Source organism: Fervidobacterium sp. (genome assembly GCF_059913585.1).
The window spans coordinates 40,910-60,457 of record NZ_DBOLZL010000012.1 but is presented as its reverse complement, the minus strand read 5'-3'; the positions used below and the strand labels follow the sequence as shown (position 1 = coordinate 60,457).

At 38.7% G+C, this 19,548-nt stretch carries 22 protein-coding genes; 6 read left to right on the top strand and 16 right to left on the bottom strand.

Features of this window, described 5'->3' with window-relative positions; all coding sequences use genetic code 11:
• Positions 1-20 precede the first annotated feature (20 nt).
• The 11 genes from folP to AC3M61_RS03560 form a co-directional block, all read right to left on the bottom strand.
• Entirely contained in the window at positions 21-821 is an 801-nt protein-coding gene (gene folP / locus AC3M61_RS03610; protein WP_029684168.1) for a dihydropteroate synthase, read from the bottom strand.
• A gap of 55 nt (positions 822-876) precedes the next feature.
• On the bottom strand, positions 877-1,389 hold the full coding sequence (locus AC3M61_RS03605; RefSeq protein ID WP_029684167.1) for a hypothetical protein: 513 nt from the start codon (positions 1,387-1,389) through the stop codon (positions 877-879).
• A gap of 109 nt (positions 1,390-1,498) precedes the next feature.
• Positions 1,499-1,924, bottom strand: a complete 426-nt coding sequence (gene nusB / locus AC3M61_RS03600; RefSeq protein WP_500779543.1) for a transcription antitermination factor NusB — start codon at positions 1,922-1,924, stop codon at positions 1,499-1,501.
• A 36-nt stretch (positions 1,925-1,960) separates the two neighbouring features.
• Positions 1,961-2,278 (bottom strand): Asp23/Gls24 family envelope stress response protein, encoded by a 318-nt coding sequence (locus tag AC3M61_RS03595; protein ID WP_448378526.1) that lies wholly within the window; start codon positions 2,276-2,278, stop codon positions 1,961-1,963.
• 58 nt (positions 2,279-2,336) lie between these two features.
• Positions 2,337-2,894 (bottom strand): elongation factor P, encoded by a 558-nt coding sequence (gene efp, locus AC3M61_RS03590; protein ID WP_014450941.1) that lies wholly within the window; start codon positions 2,892-2,894, stop codon positions 2,337-2,339.
• A gap of 51 nt (positions 2,895-2,945) precedes the next feature.
• Positions 2,946-4,346, bottom strand: a complete 1,401-nt coding sequence (locus tag AC3M61_RS03585) for a SpoIIE family protein phosphatase (RefSeq protein ID WP_500779542.1) — start codon at positions 4,344-4,346, stop codon at positions 2,946-2,948.
• A complete protein-coding gene (locus tag AC3M61_RS03580; RefSeq protein WP_500779541.1) occupies positions 4,339-4,701 on the bottom strand; it encodes a response regulator transcription factor in 363 nt (120 codons plus the stop codon). The genes AC3M61_RS03585 and AC3M61_RS03580 overlap by 8 nt, the downstream gene beginning before the upstream one ends.
• A complete protein-coding gene (locus AC3M61_RS03575) occupies positions 4,698-5,297 on the bottom strand; it encodes a TIGR03936 family radical SAM-associated protein (protein WP_500779540.1) in 600 nt (199 codons plus the stop codon). The genes AC3M61_RS03580 and AC3M61_RS03575 overlap by 4 nt, the downstream gene beginning before the upstream one ends.
• A 28-nt stretch (positions 5,298-5,325) precedes the next feature.
• Positions 5,326-6,072, bottom strand: a complete 747-nt coding sequence (lptB, locus tag AC3M61_RS03570) for an LPS export ABC transporter ATP-binding protein (RefSeq protein WP_500779539.1) — start codon at positions 6,070-6,072, stop codon at positions 5,326-5,328.
• 37 nt (positions 6,073-6,109) lie between these two features.
• Positions 6,110-6,544: an OmpH/Skp family outer membrane protein gene (locus tag AC3M61_RS03565; RefSeq protein ID WP_500779538.1), complete on the bottom strand. Its 435-nt coding sequence runs from the start codon at positions 6,542-6,544 to the stop codon at positions 6,110-6,112.
• Between the two features lie 42 nt (positions 6,545-6,586).
• Entirely contained in the window at positions 6,587-7,528 is a 942-nt protein-coding gene (locus AC3M61_RS03560; RefSeq protein ID WP_500779537.1) for an ROK family protein, read from the bottom strand.
• Between the two features lie 256 nt (positions 7,529-7,784).
• Here AC3M61_RS03560 and disA point away from each other — a divergent pair, with 256 nt between their 5' ends.
• Positions 7,785-8,849 (top strand): DNA integrity scanning diadenylate cyclase DisA, encoded by a 1,065-nt coding sequence (gene disA / locus AC3M61_RS03555; RefSeq protein ID WP_500779536.1) that lies wholly within the window; start codon positions 7,785-7,787, stop codon positions 8,847-8,849.
• A gap of 30 nt (positions 8,850-8,879) precedes the next feature.
• Here the strand turns inward: disA and AC3M61_RS03550 are convergent, their stop codons facing one another.
• The 4 genes from AC3M61_RS03550 to AC3M61_RS03535 all read right to left on the bottom strand — a co-directional run bounded on the left by AC3M61_RS03550 (position 8,880) and on the right by AC3M61_RS03535 (position 13,821).
• A complete protein-coding gene (locus AC3M61_RS03550) occupies positions 8,880-10,115 on the bottom strand; it encodes a DUF1015 domain-containing protein (protein ID WP_500779535.1) in 1,236 nt (411 codons plus the stop codon).
• A gap of 26 nt (positions 10,116-10,141) precedes the next feature.
• Positions 10,142-11,419, bottom strand: a complete 1,278-nt coding sequence (gene glyA / locus AC3M61_RS03545; protein WP_500779534.1) for a serine hydroxymethyltransferase — start codon at positions 11,417-11,419, stop codon at positions 10,142-10,144.
• A gap of 199 nt (positions 11,420-11,618) precedes the next feature.
• Positions 11,619-12,617, bottom strand: coding sequence for a hypothetical protein (locus AC3M61_RS03540; protein ID WP_500779533.1), 999 nt, complete (start codon positions 12,615-12,617; stop codon positions 11,619-11,621).
• Positions 12,618-12,642: 25 nt separating this feature from the next.
• The gene (locus AC3M61_RS03535; protein ID WP_500779532.1) at positions 12,643-13,821 is read right to left on the bottom strand and encodes an alpha/beta hydrolase-fold protein; all 1,179 of its coding nucleotides are present in this window, start codon (positions 13,819-13,821) and stop codon (positions 12,643-12,645) included.
• A gap of 219 nt (positions 13,822-14,040) precedes the next feature.
• Here AC3M61_RS03535 and AC3M61_RS03530 point away from each other — a divergent pair, with 219 nt between their 5' ends.
• From AC3M61_RS03530 to AC3M61_RS03510, 5 genes are all read left to right on the top strand, one after another.
• A complete protein-coding gene (locus tag AC3M61_RS03530; protein ID WP_500779531.1) occupies positions 14,041-14,928 on the top strand; it encodes an SPM autocatalytic domain-containing protein in 888 nt (295 codons plus the stop codon).
• A 161-nt stretch (positions 14,929-15,089) separates the two neighbouring features.
• Positions 15,090-16,211, top strand: a complete 1,122-nt coding sequence (locus AC3M61_RS03525) for a M20 family metallopeptidase (RefSeq protein ID WP_500779530.1) — start codon at positions 15,090-15,092, stop codon at positions 16,209-16,211.
• A 52-nt stretch (positions 16,212-16,263) separates the two neighbouring features.
• Positions 16,264-17,022, top strand: coding sequence for an SAM hydrolase/SAM-dependent halogenase family protein (locus tag AC3M61_RS03520; RefSeq protein ID WP_500779529.1), 759 nt, complete (start codon positions 16,264-16,266; stop codon positions 17,020-17,022).
• Between the two features lie 20 nt (positions 17,023-17,042).
• The gene (locus tag AC3M61_RS03515; RefSeq protein WP_500779528.1) at positions 17,043-17,630 is read left to right on the top strand and encodes a hypothetical protein; all 588 of its coding nucleotides are present in this window, start codon (positions 17,043-17,045) and stop codon (positions 17,628-17,630) included.
• A 38-nt stretch (positions 17,631-17,668) separates the two neighbouring features.
• Entirely contained in the window at positions 17,669-18,409 is a 741-nt protein-coding gene (locus AC3M61_RS03510; protein ID WP_500779527.1) for an energy-coupling factor transporter transmembrane component T family protein, read from the top strand.
• Here AC3M61_RS03510 and AC3M61_RS03505 read toward each other — a convergent pair.
• Positions 18,406-19,545, bottom strand: a complete 1,140-nt coding sequence (locus tag AC3M61_RS03505) for an aspartate aminotransferase family protein (RefSeq protein ID WP_500779526.1) — start codon at positions 19,543-19,545, stop codon at positions 18,406-18,408. The genes AC3M61_RS03510 and AC3M61_RS03505 overlap by 4 nt on opposite strands.
• Between the last annotated feature and the right edge of the window lie 3 nt (positions 19,546-19,548).

Sequence of the window (19,548 nt, the reverse complement as noted above, 5' to 3'; positions counted from 1 at the left end):
TGTCTTACCCTCTTCCTTCATTAACTATGAAGATTCTTAATCGCTTCCAAGACCTTAACAACTTCTACATTCTCTTTCACGTCATGAACTCTTACAAAATCAATACCGTGCATAACACAATAAGCAGTTAAAGCGAGAGTTCCGTTTAGTCTTTCTTCCGGTGGTAGATTTAGTATCATTCCTATCATCGATTTTCTGCTTGCACCAATAAGGATTGGGTATCCAAGCTCTTTGAATTTTTCTATGTGCTTAAATATCGCTAAATTATGCTCAAGCTTTTTTCCAAAACCAATGCCGGGGTCGAGTATCAATTGCTCTATCCCATGACTTTTGGCAAACTCGATTCTTTCTTTGAAAAAGTCAGTAATTTCCCCAACAACGTCTTTATATTCCGGATTTTCTTGCATTGTTTTGGGCGTGCCTTTCATATGCATGATGATTACTGGACATTTGTAATGTGAAGCCACATCAACCATTTTTTCGTCAAATCTTAAAGCACTTATGTCGTTAATTATATCCGCTCCTTCTTCTAAAGAAAGCCTTGCAACTTCCGATTTGTAGGTATCAACAGAAATAGGAATATCGAAATGCTTTCTTACAAGTTTCACCGCTGTTACGGTTCTTCTTATTTCCTCTTCAAGAGGAACTGGGTCTGCACCTGGTCTGGTGCTTTCCCCGCCAATGTCTATAACATCGACACCGTTTTTTATCATTTCTTCTACTTTCTCTAATAGTTCAGTTTCACTAACACGGCTACCAGAATAGAATGAATCTGGAGTTACGTTTATTATACCCATGACTTTGGTTCTTTTGGTATTCATAAGTTCATCAATCAAACGAGCACGGACGTTTCTATCCACGTTACTCACTCCTTAGCTATTGTTCTTTTGTGACAATTATACTTAGGATTTGGACATTAGGAAGGCTGAGAGGAATTAGACTTTTCTCATAGTAATCAGTCTGTATGATAAGATACTTCTTATCTTCCGATAAATAAATCTTGTATAATCCTTCCAACGTGTATGTTCGCCTATTTATCAACCTATAGCTATTGCCAAAGGGTTCATAAACGTCTCTGTATATAATAGTCCTGCTTTCGAAGGGTTTCATTACCTTGTAAAGCACTCTTTTAACTTGCCCATCTATCTCTTCATCGAATGCGAAAGTCGTATAGTTTTCAGTTTGACTGACTTTAACATTCGGATTTGCAACACTGTGCCTGTGGAAATCGAACCTCAGATAGTTTATCATATGAAAAGTTCTTAAAGTTTTTCTGTTCGTATTTAAAATATAAGCCATGTGTTGCAACACATGGCTGTATCCATCGAACGCACATGTCAGAATCAAACTTGCAACGACCAAAAATATAATAAATTCTACGTAACTCACAAAATGAGAACCCCCAGTTTCCCCCTTGAGATACGTTTAAGCAACAAAAAGCAGAAACGATAAGAATGGTAAGAAAGAAAAAGAAATTAAGCCCAACGACCCAAAGCTTTTACAACTCAAACTTTTCCTTTGGCGCTTCTGTCTTTGCTATCTTGTCTAACACACCATTGACAAACTTCCCACTTTCCTCGGACCCGTATTTCTTCGCAATTTCCACCATTTCATCTAAAGTAACTTCTATCGGCACGTCCAATTCATAAAGTAACTCGTAAGCTCCTAATCTTAAAATACTGCGGTCAATATAAGACACTCTTCCAAAATCCCAGTTCAAAAGATATTTTGAAATAATCTCATCTATTATCTCTCTGTTCTCACGAATTCTTTTCAAGTACCTTTCGACATCTTTTTTTACTTCCTGTATTTTCTCATCGTTCAAAGTGTCGCGTAATATATCTTCGAACTCATCGGGCCTGAAGTCCAGTTGGAAAAGCGCTTTCACTACAGCTTCTCTAAGCTTCCGTCTCTTCGATACCAAATCATTCAACCCCTTGAAATAACTTCTTTAAAAACTTTAGGAATTTTTGTTAAATTCTCTCTCTGAGACACCAATGACTACAACGTTTACTGCCTCAACAACTTTTTCTGTCATTTGGGAAACATTCTCGGTTATGGTTTTCATGATGTTTTTGGAAAATTCCAATATGTTTTCTCCATAGGGAGCCTCAAGCTTAACGTTGATTATAACATTATCCTCAGGAGTTCTTTCAACAGATATGTTTCTTCTCAACTTTTTAAATTCTTTGTCGTCAGGCTCTACACCGTAGACCGAACAAATAGACCTATAGGCAATCTCAGAAATAACGTTATCTGATACTGTTATATTTCCCATAAACCTTCCCCCTTTCAAGGGTTGTAAGTTTTAAACAAACTTTAAAAACCCTAAGAGATTATGCACGTTCTATATACTCTCCGGTTCTTGTGTCTACCTTAATCTTATCACCAACGTTTATGAAGAAAGGAACACTTATCTTTAAACCTGTCTGCAAAACCGCAGGTTTTCCTCCACCGGAGACAGTGTCACCTTTAAAGTTCGGTTCCGTTTCAACAACTTCCAAAACGACAGTCGTTGGGAGCTGGATGCCGATTGGTTTCTCATCGTGCATCACGAGGTCCACTTGTGTGTTTTCAACAAGATAGTATTTTGCTTCATCCACTTCCGACTCAGGAATTGCATATTGTTCGTATGTTTGCAGATCCATGAAGTAGTAATTCTCTCCATCGTTGTACAAGTATTCCGCCTTTCTGAATGAAAGCTCTGCTTCTTCAACCTTTTCACCACTTGCAAAGTTAACATCCCTAATGAGACCCGTTGACAAGCTCTTGAGTTTTGTTCTAATGAGTCCAGAACCTCTTCCTCTGAAGTGTTTGTTGACATCAATGATTCTGTATATGTCACCTTCGTACTTTATGTACATGCCTTTCTCAAGGTCACCAACTTCAATCATGCCAATCCCTCCAACTTTCTTTTTGTTTATTTAAAATGTATTATAGCCAATCTATTCGTATTTTACAACTAGCACCGTAGTGTCATCATGCTGAACTGTTCCATGAGAGAACTCAAAGACCGCGTTCATTATTTTATCAACTATGTCTGATGCTTTCAAGTATCTGTTCCTTATTATCAGCTCTTGTAATCTCTCAAATCCGAATTCTTCGCCTGCTATATTTCGAGCTTCAACAACGCCATCTGTGTAAGCTACTATCAGGTCATTCTTTTGGAGCTTGAATTTCTCAACATCGTACCAACCTTCGCCAAGTATCCCAAAAGGTGTGCCCGTAGATTCAAGTTTTATTATTCTGTTATCCCTAAGTATATACAAAGGGTCGTGCCCTGCGTTAACGTACTCTAAATCACCATCAGGAGTGATTTTAAAGATAATCGATGTAATAAACCTTCCTGTTTCAAAATCTTGGTGTATCATCCTGTCGAATTGTTCAGCCAACATTTTTAAATCATCAGAAATTTTAGTTGAAAGTCTAAACATGCTTCTAAAAGAAGACATTATAAGTGCTGCTGGCAAGCCTTTTCCAGAAACATCTGCTATGCAGCATATAATCGTTCCATCATCTCTTGCAAAGACATCGTAATAATCGCCACCGACTTGAATTGCTGGTGCGCTTTGTGCACCGATATCGAACCTTTCATTAGTGGGGAATTCCTTCGGCAACAGCCCCATTTGAATACTTCGCGCTATCTGAATCTGCTCTTCTAGTCGCTTTTTCTCTATCTCTCTTTGAAGCATCACATATCTATTCACAGCTGTAAGAATTTGTTGTGCAACCGATTCGGCAATTTTTTTATCTCCTGCCGTGAATATCTTCCGGGAACCGTAAGCGGAAAGAACCATTATTCCATAGTCCCCTATTTCTGATTTAAGAGGGATTGCAATATATCCTCCAAAATCATTGTCAACATCAACGAAAATTGTGTTTTCTTCTCGTTGGTGTCTTTTAATTAATTCATTAATGATATTCTCAGCGCTTTTATCACCGTGGTATTCTAGATATTGCTTATCATTAATCCTGAGTAAAACAGCAGCTGCGGAAAAGTTAACAGCATTTTTTAACAGCTTCAGAACACTATTCAAAATCATCCAAGGTTCTTCAACAGAAGAAATTATCTTATTTATTTCAAACAAGGCAGATAGTCCCTCGTACGTTGCAGTTAATTCTTCAAGCTGCGCATCAACAAGTTGTCGTAGCGCTTCGTTGTTAGACTTCTGATCTACAACCCATCTTTGTATATAATCGTAGAGCTCTTTAGTTGCAACAAACAGTTCTTCTAGACTATTCACTGGTTTAAAATTCCTTTCGAATAGTCTCGCTATCTTCTCCAAGGATTCTACAAGAGGTTTCAGTATTTCCATAATCTGTACTTCATTTTCTCTATCAGCCATTTACTAAACTTTTAACCTCCTCAACAAGCTGTGTGGGGCTGAACGGTTTTGTCATAACTTTTTTCGCACCAAGCGAGAGTGCTATTTGTTCATCATCTTGACCACCCTTTGCGGTCAAAACAATAACTGGGATATCTTTTATCGTTTCGTCTTTCTTCATCTCTTTCAAGACGGTGAAACCATCCATTCGAGGCATCATGATATCTAGAATAACCACATCTGGACGCCACGAACGCATTTTCTCGAGTCCATCTACTCCATCCACAGCTTCTTCGACTTCCATTCCCAATTTTTTCAAATTGAACACTGTAATCTTTCTCAGCACATCCGAATCATCAACAACAAGAACTTTCATGAAGGTTTCCCCCCGTTTTTAGTTAACAAATCGCGTAGTTCGGTTTCTTTTGAAAATGCTTTTGTTCTGATAGCTAAGAAAACACCGTCTATCAAGTAAGGGTTAAATATCTTCTGTCGGTCTACAGTGTATTTTACCATATAAAGTCCTTTTTTCAAAGTGACTTCATAGTGGTTCATTACTTCACTTGGCACGAATGATTTACCTGAGTGCTTATAAACTGTCTGTTCTAAGGCTGGAGCTTTTCGCGAAAATAAAACATACTCATAGGAAGTAACAATTCCATTTAGATTAATATCTGTTGGAAATATCTCAACCAACTCTAAACCATTCACAGAAACATCCCTTATACTACGTTTTATTTTTGCAATTTCAAGACTATCGTCGGTTTGTTCAAGTTTGACATTTACATAAAGTGCCAAATCAATTACACCTGTGGCAACCGTGTCCAAAAACGAAACCTTCGGTTTTGGATGAAAGCCTTCGGAATACTGGATTTTTAAACCCGCTCTTAATAAAGTCCTAATAATTGCATTTGAAGTTTCGATAGCCGATAAGAATCGCAAAAGTCCTTTCTTTTTGAACAATAAAATCATTGGGACCTCCGGTAGTAATTTTATTGATTTATTCTTCACCAAGGTAGACAGTTTTGACCATTTCGTTTGACAAAACTTCCTCGGGCTTACCTTCTGCCAAAACTTCTCCTTTGTGTATCACGTACAATCTATCAACAATAGGTTTCAACGCTTCTACGGAATGGTCGGTAATAATTACACCCATTCCTCTTTCTTTCAAACTTAACACAACTTTTTGTATTTCTTTTACAGTTTTGGGATCTATACCGATAAACGGTTCATCGAGAAGGACAAATCTTGGTTCTAGTGACATCATCCTTGCTAGTTCCAATCTTCTTTTCTCACCACCAGAAAGGGAGAATGCGTACTGCCTCCTTAATGTTTCTATTCCAAACTCGGTAAGTGTGTTATTGATTATGGATTCTATTTCGTTTTTCTTGAGTTTTTGAAACTCCAAAACAAGCCTGATGTTGTCCTCCACCCTTAAATCCCTGAAAACCGAAGTCTCTTGCTGGAGATACGTTATCCCAAGCCTGGCCCTTTTATGAATAGGCATGTTTGTGATATTCTTACCGTTGAAATATACTTTTCCTTTCGTTGGAACAACCACACCGAGTATGATATTAAATAAAGTAGTCTTGCCTGACCCATTTGGACCAAGCAAGCCTACTACCTCTCCGGTGTTCACATACATATTAACGCCTTTAAGGACTTCTTTTCTGCCAAACCTTTTGTATATGCCTTCGCAGGAAATCTGGTCAAAACCCTTTTCCGTTTCTACTATCTTATGACGCATATTCCAAGTAGTTTTCCGTGCCCTAGTTGTTACTTCATTACTTCCTAGAGGTTTTTAAATACTTAATGAACGCATCCGTTATATTGTAAGCTTGACTTCCGTAAGCCATCGTCGTGCTGTTGAAAATAAAATCATACCCCATTATTTCCGCATATTCTCTGACCTTTGCCAAAATCTCGGCTTCTATCTGTTGTTGAGTTTGCGCTATTTTGCTATTAATTAGTTGCTGGTATTCTAAATACTTTTGCTGTTTTTGATTTTGGTCTTTGATTTTGTCGAGTTCTGCTTGGTATTTTGCTATTTCGTCTTGCATCTGCTTTTGGAAATTGACCCACTTATCGTAGTTTTGTAAAACCTTGTTTGGATCAATATACCCCAACTTTGGACCCGTTTTGGAATCTGCGGCCGTTCCAACAATAACAGCGAGAACTACAAACGTTGCAACTAAAACGTAAAGAAAATACTTGCTCATGCTAAAAACACCTCCAAATGTGATGACTTGAAATTATCCAACTTATTGTTGGCTCACGTTTCTCTGCAACACGATAGAAGCTGCTCCAAGTATGCCTGCATCTTCAACTAATGGACTTTGGACAATCTCATAGGTACCTTTGAAAGAAGGCATAACAAGATGTTCAACCTTTTCTCTCAGTGGTTTGAAGAGAATGTCACCAGCACGGGAAACTCCTCCACCGATGACAATTATGCTTGGATTAAATATGTGGATAAAATTAGTCACACCTATAGCTAATGCATTAATAACCCTATTCACTATCGCTTGACCAAGCAAATCACCGTTTCTTGCTGCATCGAAAACAGCCTTAGCGCTGACTTCTTCTGCTTTGAATATTTCGGACTCTGGAAATTTTCTTTGTCCTTCCAAAGCCATTCTTTTTATTGCCGTTGCAGAAGCTATCGCTTCAAGGCAACCATAATTTCCACACCCACACAACGGTCCATTCGGTTCTACTATAACATGTCCCAATTCAGTTCCTATTCCATCCTTTCCAGTTATGAGGACACCGTGGGAAATAACACCTCCACCCACGCCTGTCCCAAGTGTTAGTGCAACTATATGCTCGTGTCCTTTACCTGCCCCAAACCACTTTTCACCAAGTACAAATGCGTTCGCATCGTTTTCAACAAAGACAGGCTTGTTGAGCAAAGAAGAGAGCTTGCCACCAAGTTCGAAATCCACCCAGTCTGGAAAGTTTGGTGAAAAACGCACAATCCCTTTATCATGGTCTATAGACCCTGGTGAACCCACTCCAACGCCAGCGTATTCGTAACCTTCGGTTACTTCCAAGACAGCTTGTGCCATACGCTCAACCACTTTAATTCTACCTTCATGCACCTTCGTTTCTCTCTCAATCTTTCTTACAATCTTTCCGTCCTTTGCATCAACTAGACCTACTTTGAAAAAGGTTCCACCTAAATCTATACCCACTACATACACCTGCGTTTCCTCCCTTGACGATTTAATGGGATTTGTTACTCGTTCGAAGACAAAAATCATAAATCATTATAACACAAACTCACGTAATAGTGTATAATATTAACGGAAGTTTTGACTACAAGTTTGAAACATCAAATTGTTCACAGCAATTGTATCACATCAAACCTTGGAAAACCCTTAGAGACTATAAATCGTTTCACAAGGTGCTAGTTTTTTTAAATACCCAAAAAATAATGATTTCCGAGGATGTGATAACATGCCTGAAATTGTTGAACTAGAGCTTGCGGAAAAGATAAAACTTCTGTCCCCGGGCACAAAACTTAGAAAAGCCCTCGATGATATCATCCATGCCCAGTTGGGAGCGTTGATAGTTTTTATCGATGAAGAAGAATTCCCAAAATATTCCAGCATACTGCAATCAGGCTTCAAATTAGACTGTCCATTCTCACCCGAACGATTGTACGAACTTTCAAAAATGGACGGAGCTATAGTTATGGACAAAAACGCATCAAAAATCTTAGCGGCGAATGTTCACATAGTGCCTGACCCAAGTATTCCAACAACGGAAACTGGAACTCGTCACAGAACAGCCGAAAGATTGGCTAAACAGTTGGGGGTTATGGTTGTAGCCATTTCAAAACGAAGAAACGTTGTAACACTGTATTATAAAGACAAAAAGTACGTTTTCGGTGATATAAACCTTGTCTTAACGAAAGTTGGTCAGACAATTAACGCTCTCGAAAGGTTCAGAGAATCTTTTAACAAAAGTTTAGAATTGCTTGACAAACTTGAGATTGAAGGAAACGTTTCATTGGGTTCTGTTTGTGAGATACTCATTAGAGGCATAGAAATCAAGTCTATATCGTCCAGCATTGAAATCAGTATCGTTGAACTGGGTGTTGAAGGGCGGTTGTCTCAACTTAGGTTGCGTGAAGTTCTTAAAGACTTAGATGAGATACTAACATTGATAATCATGGACTACTCAAAAAAAGATATTACCGAAGACGAGGCAAAACAGATTCTCGAAACTATGCTAAAAATCGACCACCGACTTGTTCCCTTTGCTAAAGCATTAGGATACGACGTTGTGAATTCACAACAAGTTTCAGACACCATCGTAAGGCCAAGAGGTTACAGAATTCTAAGAAACGAAGTTCATATACCGATGAACATATCACAAAATGTTATAAAGTCTTTCAGGTCTATAGACCAACTGGTTAAGACCAACCCAAGTGTGTTGCAGAAAGTAGAAGGTATTGGTGATAAACGAGCTAAAGCAATTTTGCGAAGATTACGTGAAATAAAGAAAAGGCGCCAGTAAGGCGCCTTTTCTAATGCTATAACAACTTATTTAAATCAGATGAACTACAATACCGCTCTTCAATTTCGGTTCGAACCATGTAGACTTAGGAGGCATGATTTTACCTTCATCAGAAACTCTCAAAAGGTCATCGATAGAAGTAGGATACATAGCGAACGCTACCTTGAACGCCCCACTATCAACAAGTCTAATCAGCTCTTCAATCCCAAGAATTCCACCAACAAAGTCTATTCTCTTGTCAGTTCTTGGGTTTTCGATTCCAAGTATCGGAGCCAGAAGGTTATTTTGCAATATCGACACATCGAGCGAGGCGATAACATCGTTTTCATCGTACGTTCCACTCTTCGGTTCCAATCTATACCACTTACCTGACAAATACATACCAATTGTGTGTTTCTTTTCCGGTTTGTAAACACCTTCTACTGGTGTAACTTCAAACTTTTCCGAGACCTTTTTCAAGAACTCATCTTCACTCATGCCGTTCAAATCCTTAACTACCCTGTTGTAATCGAGTATCTTTAATTGATTGTGTGGAAAGAGCGCCGCCAAGAAGAAGTTAAATTCTTCTTCTCCAGTGTAGCTCGGATTTTCGTTTCTAAAATCAATCGCAGCCCTTACCGCTGCTGCAGCTCTGTGATGACCGTCGGCAATGTAGAATGCATCAACATTCTTAAAAGCATCAACTATCTTTTTAATTTCTTCTTCATCTTTCAAAACCCAAACTATATGTCTTACTCCCGTTTCATCAGTAAAATCGTATTCCGGGGTTCCAGTTGCATGCTTGAAAATCAAATTATCGATTTCTGGTTTAGATTTGTACATCAAAAATACTGGTCCAGTGTGCGCTTTGACTACTTTAACATGGAGTGCTCTTTCATCTTCCTTGTCTTTTCTTGTGAGCTCGTGCTTCTTTATCTTGTTATCGATGTATTCGTCCACTGAAAATGTGGCGAAGAAACCTGTCTGAATATGGTCTCTCCAATGTTGCTGATATATGTAAATGCAAGGCTTATCTTCAACGAACATATAACCATTTTCAATAAGCCATTCCAGATGCTTTCTTCCGGTTTCTAGGACCTTTGGGTCGTGTGTATCCACAGGATGGTCAAAGTTTATCTCGGGTCTGGAAACCTTGTAGAATATGTAAGGGTTGTTTCTTGCAACTTCTCTTGCCTGCTCTTCTGTTACAACATCGTATGGTTTGGCAGCAATTTTAGAAACCATTTCTTTTGTTGGTCTCAAAGCCTTGAACGGTCTGACAACCATCGTCGCACCTCCTATTTTACCTTATCTCAGGATAACTTTATTTTTCCTTCATACAATGGGAATTGCTTGCACAATTCGATTACTTGTGAGGAAACTTCTTTGGCAATACTTTCATCGATGTTACCTTCCTCATCTTTGATGTTCCTCAAAACTTTAACAATTAGGTCTGCAATAATTTCCATTTCTTTCTCTTTCATGCCACGCGTAGTTAGAGCAGGAGTTCCAAGCCTTATACCGCTGGCAACAAATGGTGACCTTGTTTCGTTTGGTATTGTGTTCTTGTTAACTGTGATATGACAGTATCCAAGCGCTGTTTCAGCAGCTTTACCTGTTACGTTGAGAGGATTCAAATCAACGAGCATCAAGTGAGTATCCGTTCCTCCAGATACAATCCTAAGTCCTCTTTCTTCCAATGCTTTTGCCAACGCTTTGGCATTCGCCACAACCTGTTTTTGGTATTCTTTGAACTCTTCAGTAAGAGCTTCTTTAAAGCAGACTGCTTTAGCGGCTATCACATGCATTAACGGACCACCCTGAATACCAGGGAATATGGCTTTATTGATTGCTTTGTAAATTTCCTCATCGTTTGTCAAAATCAAACCACCACGTGGACCGCGCAACGTTTTATGTGTCGTACTTGTGACAACGTGTGCATATTCAAGTGGGTTTGGGTAAAGTCCTGCTGCAACAAGACCTGCAAAGTGTGCCATATCAACAACGAGGTAAGCTCCCACTTCGTCTGCAATTTCTCTGAATTTTTTGAAATCTATAATCCTTGAATAAGCACTGCCACCTGCCACGATTATCTTTGGTCTGTGTTCCAATGCAAGCCTTCTAACTTCATCGTAATCAATTACTTCCGTCTGCGGATTGACACCGTATTGGACCACCTTGTAGATTTGACCTGAGAAATTTACGCTCGCACCATGTGTGAGGTGTCCACCATGACTCAGAGACATACCCATAAGGACAGAACCAGGCTCTGCAAGTGCAAAATATGCTCCCATATTTGCTTGAGAACCTGAGTGTGGTTGAACGTTGGCGTACTTTGCATTAAAAAGTTTTTTTGCACGTTCTCTTGCAAGTGTTTCGGCAACGTCTACCCACTCGCAACCTCCATAATATCTCTTCTTTGGATACCCTTCTGCGTACTTGTTCGTTAAAACGCTACCCATCGCTTCCATCACAGCCAAAGAAACAAAGTTTTCGGAGGCTATAAGCTCAAGTCCGTACTCTTGCCTTTCCCATTCTTTTAAAAGCACCTCATAAATCTCAGGGTCAGTAGCCTTAACATGTTCCCACATACCCGCACCTCCTACACTGACATGCATTAGTCTGTTATCCATTATACATTCTTAATAAAAAAACGTGGAGTCCAAAAAACTCCACGCATCATTGAAAAATCACTTTATTCATGTATTTTTATTCTTTAGATATCAAAAGCATAACAATCGAATCTTATTCTCCGTATATGCTTTGCATACTCTTCCTAAGTCGATTCAATTAGTTCTGTGCATTGGTTGTTAGATAACTTTCAAGAAAGGCTTTTATCGTTCCTGTCATAACCACTATTATCTCTTTTGTCACTTTGTATAGTCCATCAAGTTTACCTTCCGCTTCTAACTTCCGGTAATCATCGATTGTTGGCACCCTTTCTATCAAAATATCTCTCATCGCAGTTTTTATATGCTTGTGGACTTCAGGAAATCTTGAATAACCGTACATCATAACTTCGTTTATAAGTGCCTCGTAGTTGGAAGGTATCCTTCTTTTCGGAGTGTTTATTATCAGATTGCGAATTTCTTCGCTGTGTTTTGAATAATGAATCAAGTAAGCTAAATAATTATCGTAAGCGTAATGAGCGTTGTTCAAAAGATTCTTTGTTTTCTTATCCATCAGACTTCTCACGACTTCCCAGAAAGTGCCAGGAGTTTCGTGATATGGCTGAAAAAGGTCTTCCATGTAGTGGAGAGCATAAGAAAGGAACCTATAACCCCAATACTCATCTCCTTTAGCAAATGCCTCTTTGGACATATCAACAAAATACAAAAACGACTTATCACCCTCGAATGCTTCGATAAGTCCCAGTTTATATCTCATATGTCTAACACCTTGACTGTTACCTATAAGTGACTGGAGAGGCGAAAGTTCTAATTCTTCGTCCATGCCAAAATCTGGGAACTGAGCGTAAATAGTTAATATTTGCCATGCAGGAAGCTTTCCATCAACGGGAGACGGGTCTGGTGGAAACTTTCCATCGTTCATTGGGTCAAAGAATTTTCTTTGACCAGCAAAGTCATCAGTGTAGTAATACTTCGTGTTGTAAACTCGGGTTTCTTTATACGTATAAGGTCTTATCTCAACTAACTTGTCGAGATTCAGATTCAATGATTTTACAACCAGGTAAGTATAAGACTCATGTCCACTCCAAGAGAACAACAAACTCGAAAGTGTTAAAAAGATTGACAATAACAAAAACAAAAAACGAATTTTTCTCAACATACTCTCACCCTCTCTTTCTTATGCTTTACTTACCAAAGAAATACAACAAAGTTTCAGGTAATCTTCTTGCCCATGCACTCTCCGAATGTGGTGCTCCCCTATCTTCTAAGTACATAACATCAAGGTTTTGCTTGCCAAGTAAGAGTTTGTAAAGTTCACGAGCGTCGTTCAGGTGAGCTTCCGGATTGGAGCCTTCTGCAGTCCCCATGTCAACATATATCATAGTAAAGTCTTTCACTTCGGTGTTTTTTACATATTCAATTAACCGCCTGTTCGCAAACCATATAGAGGGACTCATCGCTCCAACTTTTGAGAAAACATCATTGTATTCAAAACCTATGTAAAGAGAAATCAATCCTCCCATAGAAGAACCCAATATCGCAGTATTTTCTCTATCTGGTAAAGTTCTGAAGTGCTCATCGATATAAGGCTTAAGCGTATTCACAATAAACTTAGCATAGGACTCCCCCTTTCCTCCACCATAGTTACTGTCAACCCACGGAGAATACTCATTAATTCTTTCTACACCAGTGTTGTATATGCCAACAATTATGATGGGACGTATCAGGCCTTTCTTTATTAAATCTTCGGCTGTCTCATCAGCTCCCCACTCAACTCCAGAGAACGATGTTGATGCATCAAAAATGTTCTGCCCATCGTGCATATACAAAACTGGATATCTTTCATTTGAAGTTTCGTAGTCCGGAGGAAGGTAAATGATTATGTCCCTTTTATTTCCTAATTCGGGAGAGTAAAAATCTTTTATGAGCTTTATGTTTCCTGTGTAAGTTTTTCTTAAACCAGCCTGTTGTTTTTCCACAAAATCCCTCCAATGATTCACAGTTATATTAACAATCATATCTTTGTCCACATTCAGTACTCTGTTAGGTATCTCCTGACCCCGTTGACCTTTTTCAACTGTCTCCCAAGAACCACGTGTAAATTTGTATTCGATAAGACCGCTCAAATCGAGTGTTATTGTGTATGTATCACCTGATTTAACCAACCTATACTTTGGGTCCCCAGGGTTCCAGTTGTTAAATGTCCCTGCTATATAAATCTCGTCGTCGAAAGGTGTGTAAGTCGGAACCTCAACGACGAATGTAACTTTGAAACCAAATATTGTCGTGAAGCTACCTAAGAGCATAAATAGAACGAAAAGTAACCTCCTTCCGATAAATGTTCCTGACAACTTCCACTTCATAAATACCCCTCCACAACGATAAAGTTAAACTTTCATTAATTTCACTAAATAACTTTACAAAAGATTATATCATACCTTCCTTGTGGAACAAAAATGTTATTCGTGTTTTTTCAAATTTTGTCTACAGGTTCTCTACAACTTGTGCTTAATGTTCCGATAATATAATTAGAAAAATTAGAAAAACTTAGCCTCCCAAGCCCAAAGGATGGTGGTGGCACAATGAGAATAGAAGAATACAACGTGGCACTCTCATCCGAAAACCTTAGTTTGAACTATGTTAGAAATTCGTCAAAGATTCGCACATACAGGATGCCTTCAACTATCGAAATTACGGTGCATGAGAAGACACCTGTGATTGATGAAAAGACTTTGAACAAAATAAAGATATTGAAGATGATGCTTGAAAAACTTACGGGCAAAAAGCTAAAAATTTACCTACCAGGTCCTCAATACGAAATTTCCGTAACTAAAAAAGATGCTCAAGATGTTACAGAGATTGAAAGCGAGATGGAGACACTTAACATTCAGTACTCGAATTTCTCAGCGAATGGTCAGGTGAGAACAAAAGATGGCAGAATTATAGATTTCTCCATACAACTATCTCTTTTCCAGTTTAGCTATTCTTACGAAAAGGCTTATGGAAAGGTTGTAGACCCTCTGATTCTTGACTTGAAAACTCCAACTGCCAAAGAACAATTAGTAGAACTTGATTTGAATTTCGATGGAGAAGTGGATAAATTCTACATTGGTGGTGGAAGAGGAATATTAGTATACGACAAGAATGGAAATGGAAAGGTAGACGATGCAACAGAATTGTTAGGTCCTGTAACAAAAGATGGATTTTCTGAACTCTCCAAGTTGGATAGCGATGGTGATAATTGGATAGACGAAGATGATTTAGAATTCCTAAAATTGAAAATTTGGACAACCGATGAAAACGGGAGGGAAAAACTTGTCGGTTTGCTTGACTTAAATGTCGGAGCTATATTTCTTGGAAGTGTTAGCACGCCATTTGATTACTACGATTCCGTTGTAAGGCGAACCGGCGTTTATCTTACGGAAGATGGAAATGTCGGAACAGTCAGGCAGTTCGATTTCAAAGTCTAAAATCCTCATTCCCAGCCCTAATGCCTCTATGCTGGTACGCATAACCTCACCTTACGAAAACTTTTGTCCACCTGAAAAGGTGGACTTTTTTCTTTTCTCTGATTTTTGGTATAATTTTAATAAAAGCAGATGTAATCTGAATGCTTGAAGGAGAGATGAGGATGTCTAGAATATCTAACGCAATTTCACCTGTTGAACTCAGACATAGACTCCATATGTCTCCAGAAGTTGCGTTCAACGAATACAAAACTCAACAAATACTTATTGAAGCGTTGGAAAAGCTTGGAGCTAAGTACGAAAAAGTCGCTAAGACAGGGTTAGTGGTTTTAATCGAACGTGAACCCACAAAGCCTTCTGTTCTTTATCGAGCTGATATGGATGCACTCCCTATAAAAGAAGAAACCGGTTGGGAATTTGCTTCCAAAAACGAAGGTTTTATGCACGCATGTGGGCATGATATCCATATGTCCGTAATGTATGGAGTGATTAAGAAAGTATTAGAAGAAAGCATTGTAGGAAATTACGTTTTTGTCTTTCAACCAGCTGAAGAGACTATCGGTGGTGCGAAATACGTCCTCGATGAAATGAGGGAGAAGTACAAAGTAAAATTTGCAACGGCATTGCATGTAACAGATGAATACCAACTTGGTGAGTTTGCTTCAACCAACGGAACATTGTTCGCTTGCGCAATGGAAATCACAGCTAAATTCAAAGGACTATCAGCACATATCGCACAAAAAGAAAAAGGGATTGATGCTATCAAAAAAGCGGTAGGTTTCCTTTCTGAATTCTATGATAACCCCATTGACGATGCGACAAAAGGTCAAAGGGTGTTGGCAGGTTTCGGAAGAATATTTGGTGGAAGTGTTCGAAACGCCGTTGCAGATTATGCACAGATAGAGGGTTCTATTCGTGGAGAGACACTCGAAATCGTCTTGGAAAATTTCGAAAAATTGAAAAAGATGGCAGAGAAATATGAGGGCAATCTGGAAAAAGGAAGTCTTTACCCACCTGTTATAAACAATGCGAATCTCTTTGAAGTGTTCAAAAATTTCCTTACTGAAAACTCTTATAAATTCATAGATTGTGGGATGAAGTACACGGGTGAAGATTTTGGATTCTTCACCATGAAATATCCATCTATAATGTTTTGGGCTGGTGTTAGAACTAAGAACGAAATCGTTGGATTACACAACCCACAGTTCCTTCCAGACGATGAGGTTGTTCCATACCTCGTTGATTTTATGGTAAAATGGTTAGCAGAATTGTACAATCACATCTAAGTTCAACTAAATAAGAAACATGAAAAAAGAAATAGAAAGGAAGGTGTCATATGTGATTGTATTCATGACAGATTGGGGTAATTCACATTACGTTGGAATCTGCAAAGGTGTAATTCGTCAGATAACAGATGCGGAAATTATAGACCTCACACACAATATCACACCGTACAACGTGCGGGAAGCGATGTACATATTAGACAGAAGTGTTGATTACTTCCCTGAAAAATCCGTTTTCCTGGTTGTAATAGATTACGGTGTTGGAACCGCTAGAAAAGCTATAGCTGTCGAGACAGAAAAATATTATTTCGTCGCACCTGACAATGGTGTTCTTACTTTAGTCTTGGAAAGACACCAGCCGAGAAAAATTGTAGACCTCGTGAACAAAAAATATCACTTTGGAACGTCCAAAACCTTCCACGGACGGGACATTTTCTCTCCAGCTGCCGCATATATCACAAAAGGTATTTTCGATGATTTGGGAACGAGATTGCCAAATTATGCCACCGTGCCTTACCGAAAGGCTCATCTGAGTGCTACAGGTATCTCTGGTGAAGTTGCTTATTTCGATAGATTCGGCAACATAGAAACAAACATACCTTTTTCTTGGGTTGCTGACAAAGAACAGGTAAAAATAAAGGTTGGAAATAAAACCGTTCTTGTTCCCGTCGTTGAGACTTATGCAGATGTTGAAGAAGGTGAATTGTTAGTCCACGAAGATAGCACAGGATACATAGAAATTGCTGTAAATAAAGGGGTTGCGAGAGAACGGTTTAAATGTTTCGAAGGTTGTGAACTGGAAATTCTCTTCTGACGAAATAGAAGAGGTGGTCTATGAAGCAATACCCAAAGTTTATTAAAATTATTTGGATTATTCTTCTGATATCAATTTCAAACACCCTAATTGCAGGCGAACTTTTCGAATTCGCCTATGTGTTTTTAACATCTCGCAAAGTGCCAGAAAACCATGCAAAACTTATGGCCAAAGCTTTGGAAGAGGAATCAAAGATAGTTCCGAAGAGTGTGGATCCTTTATACATCCTTGCCTTTGGTCTTACGGAAACAAATTTTATGAACATTTTTGGTGACCAAGGTAAAGCCGTTGGTTATTTTCAACTCCATGAGAGCGCCGTATTCTATGTAGTTAATTTTTACGAAGATGTTAAACAATTCAAACGACAATACAGAAACCATGCAGAACTCATTAATTATCCAGATTGGCAAGTAAGAATTGCATACCGTTACATCTACTTAACCCTTCGCTACGTATTTGATTGGGACCTTGCAAGAGCAATATCCGCGTACAACGGCAGAACCGATAAGTATAACATTTACACAGTCAAGTTCTTCAGCTACTATGCAAACGTAATTAGTGAATACGTCGCATTTTTAAATTCAAAAAGTTTGAGGACAAGCAAATGATTTTCTAATCACTAACAACTTTGAGCAGGTGATTTATATTGAGACTGACCATAGGAAAATACATTCCAAAAGATTCCCCTATTCACAACTTAGACCCCAGAACAAAGATGATTTCAGTGCTCTTTCAGGTTACTAGTATTATGCTCGTTAAAAACCTCTTAGGTTATATTATCCCTGTGGCCTTTTTTATTTTATTCATGGCACTATCAAGGATTAAGCCGGTTGTTTACTTGAGAAGTTTGAAAAGCATGTGGTTTTTGATAGTTTTTGCTGTTGTGGTTCAGTATTTCATCGGTGGTATATCTTCCAGCCTTTACATAGGTCTACGATTATCACTCATCTTTCTTTTCGCCACCATGTTCACTTACACTACCCCTCCATTGCTAACGGCACGAGGTATCGTGGACATTCTTAAATACTTTGGTGTAAAAGACGAACAGCGGGAAGATTTCGGCATGATGCTTGCGATATCAATCCGTTTCATTCCCATACTCCTTGATGAAGCTGACAGAATTATCAAAGCCCAGATATCTCGAGGTGCCAAGTATTCTGAAAAAGGCCTCAGAAACAAACTATCTGCAATTACGAGCATAATAATTCCTTTGTTAGTTTCTTCATTAAGAAAAGCTGAAGAGCTATCCTTAGCCCTTCAGGCTCGAAAATACGGTATATCGAAAAGAACACATTACTACACACTCAACTGGTCTAAAAGCGATACATCGTACCTTATTGCAAACGCAGGATTGATGCTTGGCGTTTTAATAATGCGTATATTTTAGTGAACAATAACTTCACAAAATCTCTCGTAAATCTCGTCGATTTGCTCTATGGTTATATTTAGTGGTAGCAGAAACCGGACAACACCGTTTCCTAAGATATTAACCAAGAGTCCTTGGTTTATAAACCTTTCTATCCACTTTGAGTCAACAGACAACTTCGGCTTTAGTCCTCTCATCAATCCCATACCGAGTACATCACCAAGGTTTGAAAAACGTTCTTCAAAATACTTACCCATTTTTACAACATGGTTTAGCAAATTTTCATCAATCATCTCCAAAACCGCTCTTCCTGCAGCAAGTGCTACCGGATTGGGAGCAAAAGTAGAACCGTGTTCACCTGTTTTAAAAACATCAGCATATTCCTCAAGCATGATACATGCTCCAAGTGGTAGTCCGCCACCTATACCCTTTGCCACAGTAACAATGTCTGGTTGAATTGAAAAATGCTGATACGCATAAAACTTGCCTGTTCTACCGAGTCCGCTTTGGACTTCATCAGCGACGATAAGATATCCATGTTCTTTTTTGTATTCTGATATCAACTGGACGATTCCCTCCGGAATAACATCTAAACCACCACTACCATGTACTACTTCCAAAAAGACCGCCGCTATGTGTTCTTCGTCTTCCAAAAACCTTTTTACAGTTTCATAATCATATGGAAGAAAAACAACATTCTCATCATTAATGAATTGACTTCTTATGTTTTCAAATCCAGTTACACTCAACGCACTTAAAGTCCTTCCATGAAAGTTTCTAACGAATGAAAGTATTTTACCCGTTTTTTTGACCTTTCTGACCACTTTTAGGGCACATTCTGTACTTTCCGCACCCGAGTTTGTGAAAAAAACTTTTCCGTATCTTCTCGTTTCTTCGACGAGTCTTTGCGCAACAAACAAGGCATCCTCATCAAGGAAAAAGTTCGAAAGATGAATGTACTTTTCCATCTTTCTTTTCATTGCATTTATTATCTTCTCATGGTTGTGCCCAAAAAGAAGGACACCAATACCCATGAATGTATCGATGTAAGATTTTCCATCATTATCCCAGACATAAATTCCTTTAGCATGTAATACTTTGATGGGATACCTATTATACGTCCCAGCTATATATGTCTCTTCTGTCGAAACGTTCATTTA

What these genes read in the sequence shown, in the direction of transcription:
- AC3M61_RS03515 (WP_500779528.1), top strand. Translation starts at nt 17,043, where the DNA reads ATGAAGCAATACCCAAAGTTTATTAAAATTATTTGGATTATTCTTCTG.
- AC3M61_RS03580 (WP_500779541.1), bottom strand. Translation starts at nt 4,701, where the DNA reads ATGAAAGTTCTTGTTGTTGATGATTCGGATGTGCTGAGAAAGATTACA.
- AC3M61_RS03525 (WP_500779530.1), top strand. Translation starts at nt 15,090, where the DNA reads ATGTCTAGAATATCTAACGCAATTTCACCTGTTGAACTCAGACATAGA.
- AC3M61_RS03565 (WP_500779538.1), bottom strand. Translation starts at nt 6,544, where the DNA reads ATGAGCAAGTATTTTCTTTACGTTTTAGTTGCAACGTTTGTAGTTCTC.
- AC3M61_RS03585 (WP_500779542.1), bottom strand. Translation starts at nt 4,346, where the DNA reads ATGGCTGATAGAGAAAATGAAGTACAGATTATGGAAATACTGAAACCT.
- folP (WP_029684168.1), bottom strand. Translation starts at nt 821, where the DNA reads ATGAATACCAAAAGAACCAAAGTCATGGGTATAATAAACGTAACTCCA.
- lptB (WP_500779539.1), bottom strand. Translation starts at nt 6,072, where the DNA reads ATGCGTCATAAGATAGTAGAAACGGAAAAGGGTTTTGACCAGATTTCC.
- AC3M61_RS03530 (WP_500779531.1), top strand. Translation starts at nt 14,041, where the DNA reads ATGAGAATAGAAGAATACAACGTGGCACTCTCATCCGAAAACCTTAGT.
- AC3M61_RS03595 (WP_448378526.1), bottom strand. Translation starts at nt 2,278, where the DNA reads ATGGGAAATATAACAGTATCAGATAACGTTATTTCTGAGATTGCCTAT.
- glyA (WP_500779534.1), bottom strand. Translation starts at nt 11,419, where the DNA reads ATGTGGGAACATGTTAAGGCTACTGACCCTGAGATTTATGAGGTGCTT.
- AC3M61_RS03535 (WP_500779532.1), bottom strand. Translation starts at nt 13,821, where the DNA reads ATGAAGTGGAAGTTGTCAGGAACATTTATCGGAAGGAGGTTACTTTTC.
- efp (WP_014450941.1), bottom strand. Translation starts at nt 2,894, where the DNA reads ATGATTGAAGTTGGTGACCTTGAGAAAGGCATGTACATAAAGTACGAA.
- AC3M61_RS03540 (WP_500779533.1), bottom strand. Translation starts at nt 12,617, where the DNA reads ATGTTGAGAAAAATTCGTTTTTTGTTTTTGTTATTGTCAATCTTTTTA.
- AC3M61_RS03575 (WP_500779540.1), bottom strand. Translation starts at nt 5,297, where the DNA reads ATGATTTTATTGTTCAAAAAGAAAGGACTTTTGCGATTCTTATCGGCT.
- disA (WP_500779536.1), top strand. Translation starts at nt 7,785, where the DNA reads ATGCCTGAAATTGTTGAACTAGAGCTTGCGGAAAAGATAAAACTTCTG.
- AC3M61_RS03550 (WP_500779535.1), bottom strand. Translation starts at nt 10,115, where the DNA reads ATGGTTGTCAGACCGTTCAAGGCTTTGAGACCAACAAAAGAAATGGTT.
- AC3M61_RS03505 (WP_500779526.1), bottom strand. Translation starts at nt 19,545, where the DNA reads ATGAACGTTTCGACAGAAGAGACATATATAGCTGGGACGTATAATAGG.